Origin of the sequence: Mesorhizobium sp. WSM1293 (assembly GCF_000513875.1) — a bacterium.
In the GTDB taxonomy this organism is placed as follows: Bacteria; Pseudomonadota; Alphaproteobacteria; order Rhizobiales; family Rhizobiaceae; genus Mesorhizobium; species Mesorhizobium ciceri.
Genome location: NZ_KI911319.1, coordinates 352,618 through 373,937 on the forward strand (window position 1 = coordinate 352,618; position 21,320 = coordinate 373,937).

19 protein-coding genes are annotated in these 21,320 nt (G+C 62.9%); 10 read left to right on the forward strand and 9 right to left on the reverse strand.

Going from position 1 to position 21,320, the window contains the following annotated elements:
* Positions 1-159 precede the first annotated feature (159 nt).
* Positions 160-1,065 carry a LysR family transcriptional regulator gene (locus M729_RS0131895; protein WP_027163988.1) on the reverse strand — a complete coding sequence of 302 codons (906 nt, stop codon included), beginning with the start codon at positions 1,063-1,065 and terminating at the stop codon, positions 160-162.
* A 135-nt stretch (positions 1,066-1,200) separates the two neighbouring features.
* Here M729_RS0131895 and M729_RS0131900 point away from each other — a divergent pair, with 135 nt between their 5' ends.
* The 10 genes from M729_RS0131900 to M729_RS0131945 all read left to right on the forward strand — a co-directional run bounded on the left by M729_RS0131900 (position 1,201) and on the right by M729_RS0131945 (position 10,405).
* Positions 1,201-1,923 carry a LamB/YcsF family protein gene (locus M729_RS0131900; protein ID WP_013533151.1) on the forward strand — a complete coding sequence of 241 codons (723 nt, stop codon included), beginning with the start codon at positions 1,201-1,203 and terminating at the stop codon, positions 1,921-1,923.
* A 66-nt stretch (positions 1,924-1,989) separates the two neighbouring features.
* The gene (locus tag M729_RS0131905; protein WP_013533152.1) at positions 1,990-2,223 is read left to right on the forward strand and encodes an acetyl-CoA carboxylase; all 234 of its coding nucleotides are present in this window, start codon (positions 1,990-1,992) and stop codon (positions 2,221-2,223) included.
* Positions 2,223-3,587: an acetyl-CoA carboxylase biotin carboxylase subunit gene (locus M729_RS0131910; protein WP_032809729.1), complete on the forward strand. Its 1,365-nt coding sequence runs from the start codon at positions 2,223-2,225 to the stop codon at positions 3,585-3,587. Before M729_RS0131905 ends, M729_RS0131910 begins: the two co-directional genes overlap by 1 nt.
* Before the next feature lie 9 nt (positions 3,588-3,596).
* Positions 3,597-4,472 carry a carboxyltransferase domain-containing protein gene (locus tag M729_RS0131915; RefSeq protein WP_027163990.1) on the forward strand — a complete coding sequence of 292 codons (876 nt, stop codon included), beginning with the start codon at positions 3,597-3,599 and terminating at the stop codon, positions 4,470-4,472.
* The gene (locus M729_RS0131920; RefSeq protein WP_027163991.1) at positions 4,462-5,433 is read left to right on the forward strand and encodes a biotin-dependent carboxyltransferase family protein; all 972 of its coding nucleotides are present in this window, start codon (positions 4,462-4,464) and stop codon (positions 5,431-5,433) included. The genes M729_RS0131915 and M729_RS0131920 overlap by 11 nt, the downstream gene beginning before the upstream one ends.
* Before the next feature lie 249 nt (positions 5,434-5,682).
* Positions 5,683-6,435, forward strand: coding sequence for an ABC transporter ATP-binding protein (locus tag M729_RS0131925; protein WP_027163992.1), 753 nt, complete (start codon positions 5,683-5,685; stop codon positions 6,433-6,435).
* The gene (locus tag M729_RS0131930; protein ID WP_027163993.1) at positions 6,432-7,166 is read left to right on the forward strand and encodes an ABC transporter ATP-binding protein; all 735 of its coding nucleotides are present in this window, start codon (positions 6,432-6,434) and stop codon (positions 7,164-7,166) included. The genes M729_RS0131925 and M729_RS0131930 overlap by 4 nt, the downstream gene beginning before the upstream one ends.
* Position 7,167: 1 nt before the next feature.
* Positions 7,168-8,073, forward strand: a complete 906-nt coding sequence (locus M729_RS0131935) for a branched-chain amino acid ABC transporter permease (RefSeq protein WP_013533158.1) — start codon at positions 7,168-7,170, stop codon at positions 8,071-8,073.
* Positions 8,074-8,077: 4 nt separating this feature from the next.
* Positions 8,078-9,169, forward strand: coding sequence for a branched-chain amino acid ABC transporter permease (locus tag M729_RS0131940; RefSeq protein ID WP_013533159.1), 1,092 nt, complete (start codon positions 8,078-8,080; stop codon positions 9,167-9,169).
* 42 nt (positions 9,170-9,211) lie between these two features.
* Positions 9,212-10,405 (forward strand): ABC transporter substrate-binding protein, encoded by a 1,194-nt coding sequence (locus M729_RS0131945; protein WP_013533160.1) that lies wholly within the window; start codon positions 9,212-9,214, stop codon positions 10,403-10,405.
* A 114-nt stretch (positions 10,406-10,519) separates the two neighbouring features.
* Here the strand turns inward: M729_RS0131945 and M729_RS1000000139800 are convergent, their stop codons facing one another.
* The 8 genes from M729_RS1000000139800 to M729_RS0131985 all read right to left on the reverse strand — a co-directional run bounded on the left by M729_RS1000000139800 (position 10,520) and on the right by M729_RS0131985 (position 21,254).
* Entirely contained in the window at positions 10,520-11,188 is a 669-nt protein-coding gene (locus tag M729_RS1000000139800) for a nuclear transport factor 2 family protein (RefSeq protein WP_027163994.1), read from the reverse strand.
* Positions 11,185-12,567, reverse strand: coding sequence for an aspartate aminotransferase family protein (locus M729_RS0131955; RefSeq protein ID WP_027163995.1), 1,383 nt, complete (start codon positions 12,565-12,567; stop codon positions 11,185-11,187). The genes M729_RS1000000139800 and M729_RS0131955 overlap by 4 nt, the downstream gene beginning before the upstream one ends.
* 96 nt (positions 12,568-12,663) lie before the next feature.
* On the reverse strand, positions 12,664-13,395 hold the full coding sequence (locus M729_RS0131960) for a LamB/YcsF family protein (RefSeq protein WP_027163996.1): 732 nt from the start codon (positions 13,393-13,395) through the stop codon (positions 12,664-12,666).
* A 12-nt stretch (positions 13,396-13,407) separates the two neighbouring features.
* Entirely contained in the window at positions 13,408-15,756 is a 2,349-nt protein-coding gene (locus M729_RS0131965; protein ID WP_027163997.1) for a xanthine dehydrogenase family protein molybdopterin-binding subunit, read from the reverse strand.
* On the reverse strand, positions 15,749-16,246 hold the full coding sequence (locus M729_RS0131970) for a (2Fe-2S)-binding protein (RefSeq protein WP_027163998.1): 498 nt from the start codon (positions 16,244-16,246) through the stop codon (positions 15,749-15,751). Before M729_RS0131970 ends, M729_RS0131965 begins: the two co-directional genes overlap by 8 nt.
* The gene (locus M729_RS0131975; protein WP_013533166.1) at positions 16,237-17,094 is read right to left on the reverse strand and encodes an FAD binding domain-containing protein; all 858 of its coding nucleotides are present in this window, start codon (positions 17,092-17,094) and stop codon (positions 16,237-16,239) included. Before M729_RS0131975 ends, M729_RS0131970 begins: the two co-directional genes overlap by 10 nt.
* Before the next feature lie 161 nt (positions 17,095-17,255).
* Positions 17,256-19,223 carry a hydantoinase B/oxoprolinase family protein gene (locus M729_RS0131980; RefSeq protein WP_027163999.1) on the reverse strand — a complete coding sequence of 656 codons (1,968 nt, stop codon included), beginning with the start codon at positions 19,221-19,223 and terminating at the stop codon, positions 17,256-17,258.
* 3 nt (positions 19,224-19,226) lie between these two features.
* Positions 19,227-21,254, reverse strand: coding sequence for a hydantoinase/oxoprolinase family protein (locus M729_RS0131985; RefSeq protein ID WP_027164000.1), 2,028 nt, complete (start codon positions 21,252-21,254; stop codon positions 19,227-19,229).
* Between the last annotated feature and the right edge of the window lie 66 nt (positions 21,255-21,320).

Sequence of the window (21,320 nt, forward strand, 5' to 3'; positions counted from 1 at the left end):
GGCGTGAACCGGCTCTTTAGATTTTTCTGAAGCCCTTGGCGTTATTTGCGACAAAGGTGAAATCCCCCTTGATGATGCGAGGCATCAGCCCCCGCGCGCGGCATGCTCCGCTGCTCAACCAGCGAGCCTGAGCCATAGCGCCTGCCGGGCGGCAGGCGGTTAGCCGCCGCCGCCCATGGTCACGGACATGAAGGCCCGGAAGGCCGCCGCTGCCGGTTCGATTGATCTGTCACGCGCCCAGGCCAAGCCGACATCCATAGTGGGAATGGGCTCGACAAGCCCGCGCACTTCGATGCGCTGCCCCTCCAAGGACCAGGGGCGGTAAACCATGTCGGACAGGACAGTGACCCCCATTCCAGCAGCCACGAGCGACCGCACGGCCTCGACCGAACTGGTGGTAAGGACAGCGCGGAGCGAAAGGCCCGCGGCATCCCAGTAACGGGCGGCCGTCGTGCGTGCCTCGTCCACCGTCAGCATGACATAATCTTCCGCCGCCACATCGGCGAGGCTGATTTCCCGCCGCGCGAGCAGATGATGATCAGCCGAAAGCCAGAGCCGGCGGTTCGACCGCATCAAGACCTCCTGCGCCAACTCCTTGGTGTGCTCCAGGTTGGACACCAGCATCACGGCCATGTCGATGTCCCCGCACATCAAGCCGCTTTCGAGAGCGTCTCGGGGCAATTCCAGCACCTCGACCTCGATCTCGGGATAGGTCTTTCGAAACCGCGCGTAGTGGCGCGACATGTAGTAGCCGACGACCGTGTAGGTCATGCCCAGCCGCAGCTTGCCCGCCAGGCCTTTCCTATCGCGCAACGGGCTTCGGACGGCGGCAGCGACGGCTCCGGTGATAACACGCGCATGTTCAAGAAACCGCGCGCCCTCCATCGTCAATCTTACGCCGGCGTGGTTACGCTCCAAAAGCCGTACGCCCAGGTCAGCCTCAAGCGTCTTTATCGCCGCAGTGACCGCCGATTGCGAGATGTTGAGTTCCACCGCGGCATGACTGACCTGTCCGCTCTCGGCGGTCGCGATAAAATAATCAAGCTGTTTCAAGGTAATGGTCATGGTGCGCTCCGGCCCAGAACCATTATCTGTTTTTTTGATATGACAATCAATAAACTACTATTTCACAAACGCCCTCGCATGCGCAAAAAATGCTGCAACGCCGCAAAGACGGCAGCTTCGAGGGGTAACAATGCGATGGCGGTGACGCTAAACTGCGACATGGGCGAAAGCTTTGGCCTCTACAAGGTTGGCGATGATATGGGCATGATGCCCATCATCGACGTTGCCAATGTCGCCTGTGGTTTTCATGCCTCCGATCCGGATCACATGCACGCCGCCGTCCGCAGCGCCAAGGCGAGTGGCGTAAAGATCGGTGCCCATCCAGGATTGCCCGACATTCAGGGTTTCGGCCGGCGCGAGATGCGGATGACCCGCGAAGAAGTCAGGAACACCATCATTTACCAGGTGGGAGCGCTTGCCGGCTTCCTCAAGGCCGAGGGTGTGGAACTCCACCACATCAAGCCGCATGGCAGCCTCTACTTCATGGCCATGCAGCAGGAAGCAATCGCCCATGGCGTGTGCGACGCGGCAGAGATTTTCGGCGTACCCCTCTTCGGCATGACGGGCACCCTGCATGAGAAGATCTATCAAGAGCGCGGTATCCCATTCGTCGCCGAGTTCTATGCCGATCTCGACTACGATGCCTCCGGCAAGCTGATCTTGACACGCGTTCATGACGCCAAGGACCCCGCAGAGATGGCCGAGCGGTGCGTGCGCGCCATCAGGGAGGGCGAGGGCACGGCAGAGGACGGCAGTTTCTTTCCCGTACGCTGCGAAACCATCTGCGTGCATTCCGATACGCCGAACGCCATCGAAATAGCCAGGGCCGTGCGCACCGCAATCGCCCCTTGGCACTGAACTCGACCGAACCCGCCCGCGCGGGCGGTTCCAAATTAGTCTGTCCGCAGTTTTCCGGAGCTTTTTATGGCCCAGATTCTTTCACCTCTTCCTGGCACTTTCTATCGCAGCGCTTCGCCAGACCAGCCGCCCTACAAGGCGGATGGCGACGCGGTGTCCGCCGGAGACGTAATCGGTCTCATCGAAGTGATGAAGTCGTTCCACGAAGTGAGGGCCGAGACGGCCGGTACGAACATCCGCTTCATTGCCGACAATGAGGACCCCATCATGGCCGGCGCACCTATTGCGGATCTCGACTGATGCTGAAAAAGCTTCTGGTTGCCAACCGGGGCGAGATAGCGGTCAGGATCATCCGGGCCGCGCAAGATCTGGGGATCGTCACCGTGGCGGTGTATTCGGCCGCAGACGCCGAGTCGCTCCACGTCCAGCTTGCGGACGAAGCGGTCAACATCGGCCCACCAGCGGCAAAGAAGTCCTATCTCAATGTCGAAGCAATTCTGAAGGCTGCCCGCGACACCGGTTGCGACAGTGTTCATCCAGGCTATGGGTTCCTTGCCGAGAATGCCGCGTTTTCCGACGCGGTCACAGGCGCTGGATTGGTCTTCGTCGGCCCGTCGGGAGATGCGATCCGGATGATGGGAGACAAGGTCTCGGCGCGATCGGCCGCTGCCGCTGCAGGTGTCCCCGTCGTGCCAGGCTCGGCTGGCCGGGTCGAGGGCCTCGAGGCTGGCCACGAGGTGCTGACCGCAACCGGTTTTCCGGTGATGATCAAGGCGGCGGCAGGCGGCGGCGGGCGGGGCATCCGCATCGCGAACTCGTTCGCAGAGTTCGAACAAGCCTTTCCTCAGGCCGAGGCAGAAGCCCTCGCCGCCTTTGGCGATGGTGGTCTCTACATGGAAAAGGTGATCGGCAAGGCCCGCCATATCGAGGTGCAGGTGCTGGCAGACGGAAGCGATGCCATCCACTGCTACGAGCGGGAGTGCTCGCTGCAGCGGCGACGCCAGAAGGTTTGGGAGGAGGCGCCGTCGCGCGCACTTTCAGACAGGCTGCGCGAAGAGCTCTGCGCTTCAGCGGTCGCCTTGGCCAAGGCGGTCAAATACTCTGGTGCCGGCACGGTAGAGTATCTTTACGACGATGAAGCAGACCGCTTTTACTTCATCGAGATGAACACCCGTATCCAGGTCGAGCACCCGGTCACCGAAGCGATCACCGGCATCGACCTCGTTGCGGAGATGCTTCGCATCGCCGGCGGCGAGAAGCTGCGGATCCGGCAAAGCGATGTCTCCGTCAAAGGGCATGCGATCGAAGTCCGGCTCAATGCCGAAGACCCGGCGAAGGAGTTCGCTCCATTCCCCGGGCAGGTGGCCGAGCTTCGCATTCCCGGCGGTCCGGGCGTACGCTTCGATTCGATGCTCTATCAAGGCTATCAGGTGCCGCCCTTTTATGACTCGCTGCTTGCCAAGCTGATCGTGCATGCAGAGACGCGCGAGGCGGCGATAGTGCGCCTGATCCGCGCGCTCAACGAGTTGAAGATCGGCGGGCTCAAGACCACCAAGCCGCTGTTTCTTGCGCTGGCCGCCGATCCGGCGATGCGGGCGGGAGACGTGCATACCCGCTGGCTGGAAGGCTGGCTCATCGAAAACGCCGCAGCATTGGCGGGTTAAGGAGGACCGATGTCGATACGATTCAACTTCGGCGGTGACGAACATATCTTCGGCGAGGTGTCCGAAGAAATGTCGCTCACCTCCTTCTTTACCGGCCTTTCGATGACCAATGCGGTGCGTACGGCAGGCATCCGAGGCGTCACCGAGATCTGCCCAGCCAACGCCAGCTTCCAGATTCGCTTCAACCCCGACATCGTCAAGCCGCAGGATTTGCTCAGCGAACTGAAGTCGATGGAAGAGGCCGCCTCGAAGTCGGACCCGGTGCTGAAGACCCGGATCATCGAACTGCCGGTTTATTTCCAGGATCCATGGACGCGTGAAACCTGCCTGCGCTTCCGCGAGCGCCATCAGGACCCCTCCTCCACCGATCTTGAATATTCGGCACGCATCAACGGCTACGCCACGGTGGAAGAGTTTATCGAGGCCTATTCCGGCCAGCCCTGGTTCGTATCGATGGTCGGCTTCGTCGCCGGACTGCCCTTCCTGTACCAGATGGTTGAGCGCAAGAAACAGATTCAGGCGCCGAAATACTTGCGTCCACGCACCGACACTCCCAAGCTCACCATTGGCCATGGCGGCTGCTTTGCAGCGATCTATTCGGTACGCGGCGCTGGCGGCTACCAGATGTATGGCATAACCCCGGCCCCGATCTACGACCCGACCAGGAAGGTGCGCTACCTCGCCGATGACATGTGTCTGTTCAAGCCAGGCGACATCGTCAAGTTCAAGCCCATTGGCCGCGATGACTACGACGCCACGCTTGAGGAAATCGAAGCCAATCGGTGGGAGCCGACGGTTCGCGAGTGCACCTTCAGCCTGAAGGATTTCAACAGCGACATTTACGGCACCAATGCAAAGCTGATGGAGCTTATCAATGGCCGTTAAGGTAATCTCTCCCGGCCTCTCCACTTCCGTGCAGGACCTTGGCCGACCCGGCCACTATCATGTCGGCATTCCAGAAGGCGGCGGCATGGACCGCTTTGCGACACGCGTCGCAAACCTGCTTGTCGGCAACGATCCGGGTGCCGCGGTGCTCGAAGCCACTTTCATGGGTCCCGAACTCGAATTCACCCAATCCGCGGTCGTCGCCGTCACAGGTGGAGAGCTCCCACCCAAACTCAATGGCGAGGAACGGTCGACGTGGGAAAGTTTTCCGGTGAAGGCCGGTGACCGGCTTTCCTTCGGCTTCCTCAAGGGCGGCGCGCGCGCTTATCTGGCCGTCTCCGGCGGCATCGACGTACCCGTGGTTCTCGGTTCGCGCTCGACTTACATTCTGGGCGCACTCGGCGGCCATCAGGGCCGCACGCTGAAGGCGGGCGATGAGCTTCCCCTCGGCGAAGGTTCCGGCAAAGCCGGTCTTTCACTGCCTGCAAATCTGCGCCGCGCGCGCAATAGCCCGGCGGAACTCAGAATGCTTCCCGGCATATACTGGCATCGGATCACTGAGGCTGCCGGCAATCGGTTCTTTGAGGAAACCTGGAAGGTCGCGCCCGAAGCCGACCGTATCGGCTATCGCTTCCGGGGCGGGACGCCGCTGGAATTCGTCGAGCGCGAGCAGCCTTTCGGTGCGGGCTCCGACCCCTCGAACATCGTCGATGCCTGCTATCCTTACGGATCCGTCCAGGTGCCGAGTGGCACGGAGCCGATCGTTCTTCACCGGGACGCGGTTTCGGGTGGCGGGTATATGATGCTGGGCGTGGTGATATCGGCCGACATGGACCTTATCGCCCAACTCCAGCCGCACACCCCGGCGCGCTTCGTTCCGGTGACGCTGGAAGACGCGCTTGCCGCGCGAACCGAACAGCGCGCCGCGCTGGCGCGTGCTGAAGGGCATCTGGCCGGCTGACGTCAGCCGGGAAAATGCCGGCGGAGGAGCCGGAGGCGAGGAGATCGGCCGGCCAAAACCGACCGCGCGTGGCGGAAGACAAAATCCGGTGCGCGAAACGACAAGACGACGCCGGGCAACAGCGTGAATTTGGCACCCGAGCAGTCCGCTAGAGACCGCCGGAACCGACAGGGGAAGACATTTGCAACGTGGCTGGCCGCAAGGCCGGATGCTTCGCGCCTTTCCGTCGGTAGAAAGAAGGAAAGGGTCATGAGTCATCTGAGCGCGGAGAACGTCTCGGTATCGTTTGCGGGGCTGAAGGCCCTGTCATCGGTAGACCTCCAAATTACGCCCGGCCGCATCAGTGGCCTCATCGGCCCGAATGGCGCTGGCAAGACCACGCTCGTCAACGTGCTGACCGGCTTCCAGGCACCGACGGAAGGCACTATCAAGCTCGACGGGGCGGCACTCACGGGTCTCAAGCCGCATCAGGTCCGGCGGCGCGGCATCGCCCGCACCTTTCAGGGTGGGCGGCTCTTCCGCGACCTGCCTGTGCTGGACAATTTGGAGGTAACGGGCGTTGGCCTGGGAATGAGCCGGCGCGCTGCCATCGCCGAAGCGGAGGCGATGCTCGACTGGATAGGCATCGGTGCGCTGGGTACCCGCATCGCCGGAACGTTGCCATACACGGACGAGCGCCGCGTCGCCATTGGCCGCGCCCTGATGGGACGGCCCGCATACATCCTGCTCGACGAGCCCGCGGCTGGCATGAGCGCACTGGAGGCGCGGGAGCTTTCCGCCCTGATAAGACACATCGCCAGCGATCTCGGCTGTGGTGTCCTGCTCATCGAGCACAATGTCGGGCTGGTGCTCGGCCTTTGCCAGCATATCGTCGTGCTCGATTCCGGAGCGATCATCGAGGAAGGACCGCCTGCCGCGATCCGCGACAGCGAGAAGGTGCGCCACGCCTATATGGGCACGGCCGCGAACACCGACCTGCCTGTGCTGGAGGCGATGGAATGAGCCTGCTCGCCCTTTCCGATATCACCATCCGCTACAGCCGTCTCACGGCGGTCCGCAATGTCTCCTTCTCCATGGACGAGGGAGAAATCCTGTTCATCACCGGCCCGAACGGAGCCGGGAAGTCTTCGCTGCTGCGCGCGATCGCCGGTGTTACGCCGGTGGCGGGCGGCCGGATCGACCTTGCTGGTCATCAGATCACCGGCCAGGCGCCGGAGAACATCGCCCGGCTCGGATTCTCCATGGTGCCGGAGGGGCGCGATGTCTTCGGCTCGCTGACGACCGAAGAGAACCTTCTGGTCGGAACCGGCATGCATGCCCGCGAACGCGGCTGGCGCAGCCGAGCGGCCGACGAACTCGAAGCCGTCTACGCAACCTTCCCGATGCTGAAAGAGAGGCGGCACGGGCAGGCGGGATTGCTGTCCGGCGGGCAGCAGCAAATGCTGGTCATCGGCCGCGCGCTGATGACCAATCCGCGGCTTGTAGCCATCGACGAGCCTTCGCTGGGCCTCGCCCCCAACATCAACGACCAGGTCTACGAGCGGCTGATCGCGCTGCGTGCGCAGCGCCAGCTCACACTCCTGATCGTTGAGCAGAGCTCGGCCCGGGCGATGATGGTGGGCGGGCGGATGATCCTGATGCGTGGCGGACAGATCGTGCTCGATGGCGACGCGCGGACGCTCGGCAATGGCGAGGCGATCCAGGCTGCCTATTTCGGCTACGAGGACAATTGAGATGCTTCAGATCCTGTTCGACGCACTCTCGCTTGGTTCGCTCTATGCGCTCGGGGCGCTCGGCATTGCCCTCATCTTCGGCGTCATGCGGCTCGTGAACTTCGCGCATGGCGACGTCATCGCCTTCTGCGTCTTCGCCCTGTTATGGCCGTCTACGGACGCAATGGCCATCGTCTTCGCCGGCCAATTGCCGTGGTACCTGCTGTTGCCATTCGTGCTCCTCTGCGGGGCCGGGCTGTCGGTGCTGTGCGAAATCGTCGTCTTCAGGCGGTTCCGTCAGGCAAATCCGGCAACCATGATGATCGCCTCCTTCGCGCTCGGTTTCGTCATTCGCTACTTCCTGCTCATGCTTTTCTCCAGTCGGCCGAAATCGATCTCGCTGCTGCCCGAACTGTCCCAGCCGGTGGAGATCCTTGGTGCCAGGCTTCCCCTCCTCCAGCTCATAACGATCGTGGCCACGATGGTCATCCTGATCGGCCTGACACTGTTCCTGCGTCAAACCCGCTTCGGCCTGGAGATGCGGGCGGCGGCCGAGAACTTCTCGATGGCCCGAATGCTGGGTGTGCGTGCGAACCGGGTTATCATGGGCGCGTTCGCCCTCTCCGGCGCGTTGGCCGCCGCCATTGCACTGATCTTTGGCGCCCAGACAGGCACGCTGGACATCCAGATGGGCGCCTCGATCATGTTGATGGCCTTCATCGCCACCGTCATTGGCGGCCTCGGCAGCCTCGGGGGAGCCGTGCTCGCCGGCTTCCTGCTGGGTGCCGCCTCGGTGATCATGCAAGTCATGCTGCCCATCGACGCCCGGCCATTCCGCGATGCCTTTGTCTATGGAGCGGTCATCCTCGTCCTCCTCTTCCGCCCACAGGGTCTTATTGCCGCGCGCGGCACCAAGGAAAGGATCTGATTTCATGGGTGTCGCCGCCTCCCTCACCAACTCTACCGCTGCCGGTGCCCCGGCTGCCGAGCGAAAGCCCGCCCGCTTCGCGCTTGCCCGCCGCACAATCCTGACACCGGTCCTGCTTTCTCTGCTGCTGCTGGCCATCGCGCTGATCACGGTGATGACCGGATCGCGGCCCTTCAACCAGACGGTGATCGACGTGTTCGTCCGTGTCATCCTCGTCGTGGGCCTATACATCTTTATCGGGAATTCGGGCGTTCTCAGCTTCGGGCATATCGGCTTCACCTGCCTTGGCGCCTACGCGGCCGCGTGGCTCACCATCAATCCGATGATGAAACGCGGTTCGCTGCCGGGACTGCCCGAATGGCTGCTGGCGACCCGATTGCCGTACTGGCAATCGGCTACGCTGGCAGCATTGTTCGCCGCCCTCGCCGCTCTCATCTTCGGGCGGGTGCTGATGCGATTATCGGGCATCGCGGCTTCGATCGCGACCTTCGCGATGCTCGCCATGATCAACACAATTTATTCCAACTGGGAGAGCGTGACCGGAGCGACCTCATCGGTCGTCGGCATTCCGATCGTACGCGTGATCTGGCCGTATCTCATCGGCGCCGTGGTCGCGATCTTCATCGCCTGGGCGCACGCGATCTCCCGGTCCGGCCTGGCCCTTCGTGCTGCCCGCGACGAGCCCACCGCCGCCGCGGCTTCCGGTATCGACATTCCCAGGGAAAGATTGGTGGCATTCGTCATATCAGGCGCGGTGATGGGGCTGGGCGGTGCGCTCATGGCTCATTCCATCGGCGTGGTCACACCCGACACATTCTATCTCGGTCTCACCTTCATCACCCTTTCCATGCTCGTCGTCGGCGGCATGGGCAGCCTGTCGGGGGGTGTGGTGGGTGTCGTCCTGCTGTCCGCCCTTATCCAGGCGCTGCGCTGGCTGGAGGCAGGCGTATCGCTCGGCGAGTCCACTTTCGCCCTCCCGAAAGGGGTTCAGGAAATAGCCCTCGGCGTCATCATGATCGTGATCCTCGCGCTTCGCCCATCCGGACTCATGGGCAACCGCGAGATCACCTTACCCCGCAGCAGTCGCAACAAGTGACCGGCGGCACAAGCCCGACCGGAAAACAAAAAGGAGACGTGCATGACATACAAAATGAGAATTGTCGCAACCGCTCTGGCCTCGATGTCCATAGCATACCCGGCCCTGGCCGATGACAAGACCATCGTCATCGGCTTCGCCACTGCGGAGTCGGGCTTCATGGAAGCCTATGACAAGCCTGCGCAGGAGGCGGCCTTGATCCGCATCGACGAGATCAATGCGGCTGGCGGTCTGCTTGGAAAGCAGATCAAGGTCGTCAAGGCCGACACCAAGTCCGACCGGGCCGAAGGCGCCAAGGCGGGCCTCTCCGTGCTCGACCAGGGCGCGGATCTCGTGGTCGTCTCGTGCGACTACGACTTCGGATCGCCGGCTGCGCTCGCGGCCGAGGACGCGGGCCGTATCTCCTTCTTCCTGTGCGCGGAATCGGTCAAGGCCGGTATCCAGGGTGTCGGCCCGCACAGCTTCTCCGCGTCGGTGCTGGCGCCCGTGCAGGGCGCGACCATGGCCGAGTGGGCATTCAAGGAAAAAGGCGCAAAGGACTTCTACCGTCTGCTCGATACCTGGACGGCCTACAACAAGGGCATCTGCGACGGCTTCGACTGGATGATGCCGAAGCTCGAAGCCCAAGGCGCGAAGCTTGTCGGTGAAGACACCTTCAAGAACGAGGACGCCTCCATCGCCGCGCAGATCACCCGCATCAAGTCTCTGCCGAAGGAGCCGGATGCGATCATGCTTTGCACAATGATGCCGGGCGCTGTCTCGGCCATCAAGCAGCTTCGTGCCGCGGGCATCAACTCCATGATCCTGAATGGCTCGGGCGTCGACGGTAGCTATTGGCTATCCGCTGTGCCCGATCTGACGAACTTCTACGTCCCCGTTCAGGGATCGATCTATGGCGACGATCCCAATCCGGAAGTGCTGAAGTTCAATGCCACCTACAAGGCGAAGACAGGCGCCGATCCCTCGAGCCAGTATGTCTTTCCGGGTTACGTCATGGTCGACGTCTGGGCCAAGGCGGTGGAGCGTGCAGGCACGACCGATGCCGACGCCGTCGTCGCGGAACTGGAGAAGATGAAGAACGAGCCGACGCTGTTCGGGCCTCGTACCTTCACGCCGGAACTGCATCACCAGAACCAGACGCGGTACCTGATCGTCGAGACCAAGGCCGGCAAGCCGGGTGTTGTAGGCAACTGGACGATTTCCGAGCCGGTACCGATGGAAGCCTTGCTCAAGTAAGAAGATGGGCCGGGCAAGCCCGGCCCTTTCATGTTTTGAGGATCTTGCCTTTAGACAAAAAACGAGGGCGGCCCGCTTGGACCGCCCTCGTTGCCCAATGAATTCAGATTTTCGCTACCCTCGCGCTTTGCGGTAGGAATCCTTGAGCGCTATGAGCTCCCCCGAGAAAGCGAAGATATCGCAGCCGTCGACTTCGATTTGCTGCCCCGCTGCCGTGGTGCCGACGAAGCGCCATGATGAAAGCCCGGTGTCGCCCGTCACGACGTGCCGTCCTTTGGTCCACGCGGCCTTCGGGAAAGCATCGAACAGCGCTGCATAGGCGGCGCGCACGGCGTCACGCCCCATATGCTTGCGCCCTTCGGCATCGGGTCCAGCCGAGCCGTGGAAAGCGCAATTCTCAGCCATGCAGTCCATCAGCGCGCCCACGTCGCGGGCGTTCCAGGCTGCGAGGAACCGGTCGAGCACGGCGAGCCGCCTGGCTGCGAGGTCGCCGGCCTCAACGACCTCGACCTCCAGAAAGGCCAGCGGCGCATCGCCGGCATTGATGACGTTATGGGCCACACCCGTCCGCCGCGAATAGGGCACCCCTTGGGTGAGAGCGGCTTGCGCCTGCGCGCCGTCCGGACCTTCGAGACCGAGCTTGCCGTCCGTAAGCGGCACGATGACGTAGTCATGTCCGTGGATGTGCCAGCCGGTCTCGGCCCCGGTGGCAAAGCGCCATTCGGTGACCCGAAAGCGTTCGTCGTCGATATGGACGACCGGTTCGGCTTTCATGCGGGTCATTCGAGTCCCTCCTTGGCAACCGCACCGGTCAGGCGCTCAAGCGTCCGGCCCATGCGCGTCATGATTTCTTTCACATCGTCTTCTGTCGAGATCATCGGCGGGCAGAGCGCGAGCTGATCGCCGATGGCGCGGAAGATGAGGCCTTCCTCGTGGCCGATCCCTGCTGCGATACCCCCTGCGCGCCCAACCTTGGCGAAGGGGCGTTTCGTCGCCTTGTCTGCCACCAGCTCAACGGCGCCGATAAGACCGGTGCCCCGCGCTTCGCCGACAAGCGGGTGATCGGCAAATGAGCGGATGCCGGCCTGGAACGACGTCTCGAGGCGGGCCGCGTTTCCGATCAGGTCCCGCTCCTCGAAGATGGCCAGGTTTTCGAGACCCACTGCCGTCGCGACCGGATGACCTGACGCCGTGAAGCCGTGGCCGAAATTGCCGATCGTGGCGGTGTTGTCGGCGATCGCCTGATAGATCGCATCGGAGAAAATGACGGCGGCAAGCGGCATATAAGACGACGTGATTTGCTTGGAGACCGTCATGATATCAGGCGTGAAGCCGTATTTCTGAGCGCCGAAGGGCGTACCAAGCCGCCCGAAACCACAGATCACCTCGTCCGCTATCAGAATGATATCATTTGCCCGGCAGATTTTCTCCACGCCTTCCCAGTACCCGACCGGCGGTGGCAGAACGCCGCCGGCTGCCATGAGCGGCTCTCCTATGAAGGCTGCGATGGTGTCAGCCCCTTCTTCGGCGATCACCGCTTCCAGCTCGGCGAGCAGGCGCGCCGTGAAGGCGGCTTCGTCTTCGCCTGCCATGCCGAAGCGATAGAAGTGCGGGCAGGTCAGGTGGCGAACGGGAATGGCCGGCAGATCGAAGTCGCGATGGTTGACCGGCAAGCCTGTCAGGCTGCCGGAGGCGACGGTGATGCCGTGATAGCCCTTGGTCCGTGCCAGGAATTTCTTCTTTTTTGGCCGGCCCAGCGCGTTGTTCATGAACCACATCATCTTGACGATGGTGTCGTTGGCTTCCGAGCCCGACGACGTGAAGAAGACACGCGTCAGGTTTTCCGGCGTCATCTCCACGAGTTTCTCCGCGAGCCGGATGGATGGCTCATGCGCCTTGGAGGAGAAGGTGTGGTAGTAGGGCAGCTTCAGCATTTGCTGATAGGCAGCGTCGGCCAACCGCTTTTCCGAAAAGCCGACGCCCACCGACCAGAGCCCGGCCAGCCCTTCGATGTATTCCTTGCCGCGTTCGTCATACACACGGATGCCGTCGCCGCGGCTGATGATCAGCGGCCCGGTTTCTTCGTGCTGACGCAGGTTGGTGTAGGGGTGGATGGTGGTGGCGATGTCGGCGGCGGCGAGAGAGTTGGAAAGCGCATCCATGGAAGTCCTCAGCGGCTTGGAGAAATGGTTCGGGCAGTGAGTTCGAGATAGTCCTCGAGTTCCTTGCGTGGAGCTTTCACGATTCGGGAGAATGAATCATGGCAGGCCGTTGGAATGAGTGTCGATGATCCGCCGCATCAGCGCGGCGACGTCGCGCGCATTCGGCGGATCGGAGTGGATGCAGACGGTGTCGAAGTCGACCGGGCGGATCGTGCCGTCTGTCGTGACGAGTTCGCGTCGGGTAAGCGCCCCCATCATGCGGTGCTCGGCAAGCGTCAGGTCGATGGCCGACTGGACGCGCGGGATGATCAGGCTGCCGCCGGGAGCGTAGGCAAGATCGGGAAAGAACTCGCCCACGAAGGCAACGCCGAGTTCGGCTGCCGCCGTCTCGTGACAGGTTCCCGCCATGCCGAAGAGAGGGACGCCGAACGGCTTGACCGCCGCGGCAATTGCCCGGGCAGTGTCGACGTCGTGCGCGGCCATGCCGTAAATGATGCCATGCGGCTTGACATGGCTGAGTTGCCCGCCCTCGGCGGCCAGCATCCCTGTCAGAGCACCGATTTGATAGAGGAAGGCAGCTGTCAGTTCCTCCGGCTGAAGTCTCATTTCGCGCCGGCCGAACCCCTCACGATCGGGAAGGGAGGGATGCGCGCCGACCCGCTTGCCATGCGAAAGGGCGAGCCGCACGGTCTTCAGCATCGTCCATGGATCGGAGGCGTGGAAGCCGCAGGCGATGTTGGCGCAATCGATATGAGGCATGATGCCGGCATCGTCACCGAAGCGCCAGTTGCCGTAGCTTTCGCCCATGTCGCAGTTCAGGGTGACCATGGTTTACTTGCCTCAGCCCAGAGTGTTCAACGCCCAGCCGGGGGCCATGTGCGGGAATTCCGGCGGTGGTTCGCGCTCATGCAGCAGTCGAAGCACGCGCGGCGGCGTCAGTGGCAGCTGCCGCACCGGCTTGCCGATGGCGCGTGCCACAGCGCAGCCGATCGCCGCGCCCACCGCCAGGATCGGGACCTCGCCCGCACCCTTGGTGCCTAGAGGCCCCATCGACGGCGCGCCCTCGTAAAGGTCGGCGGCGACCGGAACCACATCCTGCGCCAGCGGCAGGCGATAAGTCTCGAAATCGTCCTGCGCGATGCGTCCGTCGGCGGTGAGCGTCACCTCCTCGTGCAACGCATAGCCGAGCCCCTGTACCACGCCGCCCTGTATCTGGCCCAGGATGGCGCGCGGGTTGAGCGCGCGGCCGACATCTTGAACTACGCGATAGGCCAGCACCTCGACATGGCCGGTGTCCGGATCAACCGCCACCTCGGCCTCGTGAACGACGAAGACGGGAATGTCGAGCGCATCGATGAAATGCCCCATCGCGCAGCCGGACATTGCCGGAGTGTTCCTGGCGGCAAAGGCTCCGCTTCCGGTGATCGGGCCGGTGGTTGCCTGCGCATGGGCGACGACAGCGGGGATCGACATGCCGGAACCGGGACGTCCCGTGATCTCGACACGACCGTCCCGCAGCACCAGGTCTTCCGGTCGGGTCTGGAGCATCTCGCCGGCGGTCCGCAGCAGCTTCTCCCGCACTTCCGCGCAGGCGGCGATGCTCGCGGCACCAATGGACACGGTGGTGCGCCCACCGCCAACGCCGACATCGAGACCGGCGGCATCCGTATCGGCTTCGCGCACGATCACCTGGTCGGGAGCAAGCCCGAGCTGCCCAGCCACGATCTGCGGCAGGGATTGCACCATCGTGCCGGATCCGATCTCCACACCCGAGGTGACCAGCGTTGCGCTGCCGTCGGCGTTCAAATTCACCGTCGCCGCCGAAGGCCCAACGAAAACGAACCATGTGCCGACCGTGGTCGCAATTCCATAGAGCCTGCCGTCGGCCTCGGCCTCTGATGTACCGGTGCTGGCGCGCAGTGTCTCCATGCGATCGAGCATCGGACCCAGCACGTCGGCCTCGAAAACCTGCCCCGTGGCACCGAGATCGCCATCTCCCAGGACATTTTTCTTCCGGAACTCCATTGGGTCGAAGCCTAGCGCATCGCAGATTTCGTCGGTGTGTCGCTCCAACGCGAAGGTGTTGTAGACGCCGTTGCAAGCTCGGAAAGCGCCGTTGGGTGGTGTGTTGGTGTATACGGCGCGGCTGACGAGCCGCGTTGCGCCAACCCTGTAATTGCCGCCCAGCGTGTGCGCCGTCATCGTTGTCAGGAAAACCTGTTCGCCGCCATACGCGCCGCAGTCCATCAGCACGACCGCCTCGCGTCCGGCGATGTATCCTTCGGCAGTGACAGCGGACCGAATGCGGATTTCCGCATTCTCGCGGCAGAGGCAGGTTGCCATCTCTTCCTGCCGGGTGTTTTCCAGGACCACCGTGCGCCCGGTCATCCGCGCCAGAAGTGCCGTGATCGGCTCGATGGACGCATCGAATTTCAGGCCGAACCCGCCTCCGACAGGCGGCACGGTGACCCGCACACGCCCGGGCGCAAGCTGCATGACCCTTCCGGTGACGTTGCGAACTGTCCAAGGCACCTGCGTCGAGGTCTGGATGTGAGCCCGGCCGTCCTCCCAGGAGCCGATGGCAACGCGCGGTTCGAAAGGCACATGGCTCTGCCGGCCGACGGTAAAGCTGCTCTCGACTATGCGTATGTCGGGACGGGCGAAGGCCGCATCGACGTCGCCGCGGCTGGATTTTGCCTCCCATGCGATGTTGCCGGCACGTGCGCCGCCCTCGGTGATCACCTCATAGCCGCGCCAGCCCTCGTGGACGAGACGGGCTGCGGGCTGGAGCGCTTCGACCATGGTGGACACCGGTGCCAGCGGCTCGATCTCAAGCACGATGGCGGCAAGCGCCGCCCGCGCCTGCTTCTCCGTTTCGGCGGCAACGACGGCGATTGGCTCGCCATGATAGCGGATGGTGTCGATGGCCAGGAGCGGATGGTCGGCAATGCCGATGCCGTAGAGGCCTGGCGCGTCGGCGCCGGTCGCCACCGCGCGCACGCCAGGACAGCAAAGTGCCGCCGAAACGTCGAGCTTGCGGATACGCCCCGCGGAAACGGTCGACCGCAGCAGCACGGCATGCAACATGTCGGGGCGAACCCGGTCGTTGGTGTATTTCGTCCGCCCGCGCAGCTTGTCCTGCGCATCGCGGCGGGGAAGATTCATCACGGTGGCGGACAGCTCAGACATGGAGGCCTCCCACCGACTGGCCAGCCTTCCGCGCTTGGTCAAGGCAGTCGGCCACGGCGTCGACGATCCGCTCATATCCGGTGCAGCGGCAGATGTTGCCGACCATCGCGGCCTTGATTTCGGGACGGCTCGCATGCGGATTGTCACGCACGAACGCCGAAAGGCTCATAACCATTCCCGGAAAACACATGCCGCATTGCACGGCATCGGCGGCCTCTAGATTGGCCTGGAGCGGATGCAGCGCCTGGTTTCCGGAACTCAATCCATCGATGGTCGTGACCGCGCATCCCTGGACCAGGCCAATCGGCTTCAGGCAGGACGGCACCGCTTCGTCGTCGACATGCACCGTGCAGGCGCCGCAGAAGCCTTCGCGGCACACGGCTTTGGTCCCCGTCAGGAATCGTTCCCGCCGCAAGATGTCGACGAGCGGCGTCATCGGATCGCCGTGAAAGCTGCAGTCCTCGCCATTCAGCTGGAATGTCACAACCATGCCAGGCCCTCGGTCTTGAGAAGTGCGGCAACACCGCGCTTGACCAGCGGCGGAAGAACCTGGCGCCGGTACCAACCCTCCGCTTCCCTGCCATCGCGGCCCTGAAAATCATTGTGCTCCAGTGCAAGCCCGGCAGCGCGCTCCGGATCGAGCGCGGAGGCCTGGCTTGCCCTCATCGCCTGTTCGAGCGCCGTCCAGCGCCGCGCTACCGGCTCCACCGAGCCGACGGCGATGCGACATCGTTTGTCCTTGTCCACCGCAAGCGAGACGACGGCGACCGGGTAGTCGCCAGCCTTCCGAAGCGGCAGGCGGATATGCGCGCTTGCGACAAGGTCGCGGCGCAGATGAATTCTCGTCACAATCGCCTCTGCCAGCAGCGCATGCCTGTCTTTGAGGAAATCCGAAATACCGATGAGTTTTGGGCCTTCGAACGTCTCCAGCTCCACCGTCGCCTCACAGACGAGAAGCGCAGGGGCGAGATCGGCGGCGGCAAAGTCGAGGGCACAAATGTTGCCGCCCACGGTGGCGACCCTTCGGATACCGGGATTGGCCGCGTTCTCCGCCGCGGCAACCAGACCTTCGAAGCCCGCTGCCCCATGCAACGCGCGGCCAAGGACTGCGTGGGTAACAGCTGCACCTATCACGACATGGTCCGAGTCGATTTCGACCTTGGACAAGGCCGGTATTCGGTCGAGTGCGACCACCGCGTCGGGAAGGTCGACCCCGCGTTGGGGATCACGCATCATCCAGGTGCCGCCTGCAAGCACCACCGCGCCCTGCCGGCGTGCTGCCATTGCCTCTTCAAGTGTGCTGGCCGCGGTGAACGATCGTCCCACGCCTGGTGCCATCTGTCATACCCCTCGGAGCAGCCAACCTTCGCGGCGCTGCGACATTGTTGCTCCAGCTTTAGGTTCCTGTGAAATAGTAATTCTTTGAATATGGTATCGAAAAAACAGATAACTCTGGCATCCCGCGAGCGCCCGCAAGATTGCGGCGCGCTCGCTGGCGCTCAAACCCAGTGGGTGACGGTCCGTTTCTCAAAACTCTCCCGGAACTGGGCGGTGGTTTTGGGAAGTAGTTCGCCAGTCTCCCAGTCGAGGATCACGGCATAGTGCCGAACCGCATCGAGCGTATCGATCTCGCCGGAGCGATATTTGCGCGCGACCTCCTCGGGGTCCATGCGTGCCCAGCCCTTCCGTTTCGCCCGGATGTCGGCACGGCAGGCTTCGGTCGCCGTCTCGTCGATTTCGTACTGGCACAGGTCGCGGTCGATTTCGCGGATCACAACACCGTAGTCAGTCCTGGCACGCTCCAGGGAAACGTAGTCGTCGATCACGTCCTCCATCACCTTGCGGGGCTCGCGCTGCAGTGGATCGCCGAAACCACCGCCGCCGGCCGTCGGACGAGCGAACTGGTCGCCTGTGTGGACGGAGTAATCGGAGAATACGGAGCCGAGCCAGATCTCGGTCTCTTCTCCGGCGCGCTTCATGGTCAAGCCGTGGGGCATCGACGGCAGGCCTCCTTCGACACCCCAGACGACAGCACGCTCGCGGTCGCAAATATAGGACATGACGGCATTTTCAGCCTCAAGCAGCAATGAGGTCTTCTGCACGCCGACGCCGCCCCGCCACTTGCCGGGCCCGGCTGAATCCTGCTTGATCTGGAACTCGAGCGTCCGAGTGGGATTGACCCGCTCGTTGCCTTCGTTCGGCTGCGACATCAGCCCGGTTCCGAAGCAGGCGGTGGTGACATCGGCACCATCCTTGCCGTTGCGCCCGCCCCAGCCGCCAGGCAGCCATTCGTAGAACATGAAGATCGGCTTTTCGGGTTTGCGCGCATCCCGTCCCCCGGCCAGCAGATATTCGAGGTTGAAGGCGCAGGCGATAGCGCGTTCGGGCATGATCTTCGACCACATCTCGAAGATCGCGTTCATGATCTTTTCAAACGGCATCAGGAACCCGGTCACCGCCACCGGCCATTCCGCGCTGACGATGCTGTTCTTCGGCGCGGTCACCTCGATCATCCGGTAAAACCCGCTGTTGAGCGGGAGGTCCGGAAAGAAGGTTTTCATGCCGGCGACCACGGCCGAGAAGGTCGCGCCCGGTGCGGAATTGTACATCGAGGCAATGGTCGAGTGGCTTCCCGTAAAATCGTAGTGGATCGTGTCGCCCTTGATCGTCATCTTGATGCGGATCGGGATCATGCCCTCGCCGGCACCGAGATCCCGGTCGATGTAGTCGACCGTCTCCCAGGTGCCGTCGGGCAGCTCCGCCAGACGCTTTCGCACGGCACGTTCGACGTAGTCCTGAACCTCCTCCATACCGCGCATGACCTGGCCGCGTCCGTACTTCTTGACCAGCCGCAGCAGTTCGCGCTCGGCCGCCTGCGTCGCTTGCGCCTGGGAATGAATGTCGCCAATGATGGATGCGGGATCGCGCGTGTTGGCAGCGATCATGTTGGCGACGTCGGAGCAGAAGCGGCCGCGCTGGAAAAGGCGCAGCGGCGTGATCCGCAGCCCTTCGCGGAACATGTCGCGGGCGGTGACGTCGAAGGAACCCGGCACCGAGCCGCCGAGATCCGACCAGTGTCCGTTCGACTGGGAGAAGCCGATCAGTTTGTCTTCATCGAAGATCGGCCGGACGAGCCGAACGTCGCTGAAATGCGTACCGCCGGCATAAGGATCGTTGATTGCGTAGACATCGCCGGGTGCCATATCGCCTTCGAAGACCCGGATCACTTCCTTACACGTGTTGTGCAGTGTGCCGACATGGACCGCGATGTCGTAGTTGCCCTGGGCGACGGAGTTGCCATCGGCGTCGTGCAGGGCGTTCGAAAAGTCTCGGTTGTAGATGACGAAGGAATAGCAGGTGCGAAGCATCTGTTCGGCCATCTGGTCGACGGTGGTGATGAAGGAGTTCTTCAGCACCTCGAACGTTACCGGATCGAGGCCAGGGCTCGTTTCAATCAGCTTTGTCATGTCTCAGCCTTTCGTCACGATGAGAATGTTCAGGAAGCCGTCGACGGTCGCGCTCATTCCCGGCGGAACCACGGTGGTGGAATCGAACTGTTCGACGATGGCGGGTCCCGCAAAGGCAGCGCCGGCGCTGAGTTGATCGCGTTCATAGACAGCCGCGTCATGAGATACGCCGTCGAACCAGACGCCGCGGCGGCCGAGCGGCTCGGGCACATGAGGCAAGACTTCGTGTCGCGGTATCTCGGCTTTCGGGACGATGCCGATCGCCTTGACCGCGATGCGGAAGATCGATACCGGCGCGTCTTCGCGGCGGTAGTTGAACTCGCGTTCATGTTCGTTGTGGAATGCCTCGATCAGCGGGCAGATGCTCTCGATGCGCGCCGGGGCTGACACCGCGAGCGAGCGCCACTGGCCCTGGTACATCATCTCGACCGTGCGCTGCAGCGCCATGTCTTCCTGCGCCACGCCCTCATGGCCCAGACGCTCAACCGCCTGTTTTTCCATCAGAACAAAGGCTGCCTGCATCTCGGCGGGCGAGACAGTCGAAGCATCGGCCATGAAGCTTTCGGAGAAATCGTGCTGCACGTCGACGAGAAGGCAACCGAGCGCGGAGGTAACGCCGGGGTTGGGCGGTACGATCACGGTTGGAATCGAAAGCTCCTTGGCCACGGCCGCTCCGTGCAAAGCGCCAGCACCGCCGAATGCGACCAGCGCAAAGTCGCGCGGGTCGTAGCCTCGGCTGATGGAGAGAAGCCGGACGGCATTGCCCATATTGGCGTTGGCGACGGCGATGATCGCCTCGGCCGCCTGGTGGAGTTCCATGCCGAAGGGTTCCGCCACCGTCTCCTGAACCGCCTCGGCGGCCAGAGCGGGGTCGAGCGTGATCTTGCCGCCCGCAAGGCTGGTGCCGAGACGGCCGAGCACCACATTGGCATCGGTGTTGGTGGCAATGCGGTTGCCATTCTTGTAGCAGGCCGGACCTGGAAAGGCGCCAGCGGACTGCGGTCCGTTGCGCAAGCTGCCGCCCTCGTCCTGCCATGCCAACGACCCGCCGCCCGCACCGATGGTCAATACCTCGATGGAGGGGAAGCGGATCGGATATCCGAATTCGATGTACCAGTCCTTTGTGATGCGCGACTCCCCGTTCCAGGCCAGCGAGACGTCGGTGCTGGTGCCGCCCATGTCGAAGCCGATCGAGTTCGGGAAGCCACAGAGATTTCCGATGAAGCGGCTTGCTATGGCGCCGGCGGCGATGCCGGATCCCGCGAGCCGGGCTGAGAAATCCTTGACGCTCGCGGGCGTCATGACCCCGCCACCGCTGTGCAGCAACAGGAGATCTCGCTTGTATCCGGCGTCGGCAAGCTTTTCTCCGAGACGCGACACGTAGTCGACGACGACCGGGGCGCAGACGGCGTTCGCCATGGTGGTGGAAAAACGTTCGTGCTCGAAGATTTCCGGCATCACCTCCGAGGAGATCGAGACCGGCAGATCCGGCATTGCCTCCTTCAGGATCTCACGCATGCGGCGCTCGTTGGCGCCGTTGACATAGGAGTTCATGAAGCAGACGGCGATCGACTTGACCTGCCGTTTCTTGAGAATCTCCGCGACACGACGCGCGGCCTCTTCGTCCAACGCTTCCAGGATCGTGCCCTCGGCACTGACCCGTTCCCGGACGGTCAGCCGGTCGCGGCGCGGGATATAGGGCTTGGCGACATCTTTGTAGGTGTCCCAGAGATCTTCCTTGTTGGCGCGACGGACCTCTACAACGTCACGAAAACCCTCGCTGCAGACCATTGCGGTGCGCGGCAGACGGCGGGTGATCAGCGCATTGGTGGCGACCGTCGTACCATGAGAGAACATCGTTACCTCCGAAAGATCGATGCGCCCCTGCTCCACGCCATTCATGATGGCCTGCATGGGATCGTCAGGCGTGGAGGCGGTTTTTTCGATGCGGATCGCTCCGCTGTCTTCGTCCATGATGCAGATGTCGGTGAAAGTCCCTCCGACATCGACGGCAACTCTGATTCGGCTCATGACAGTTCCTTCGCAAGGTCTTGCGGGCAAAGCCCCGCCTTCGTCGCCCCTTGCCGGGGAGACGTT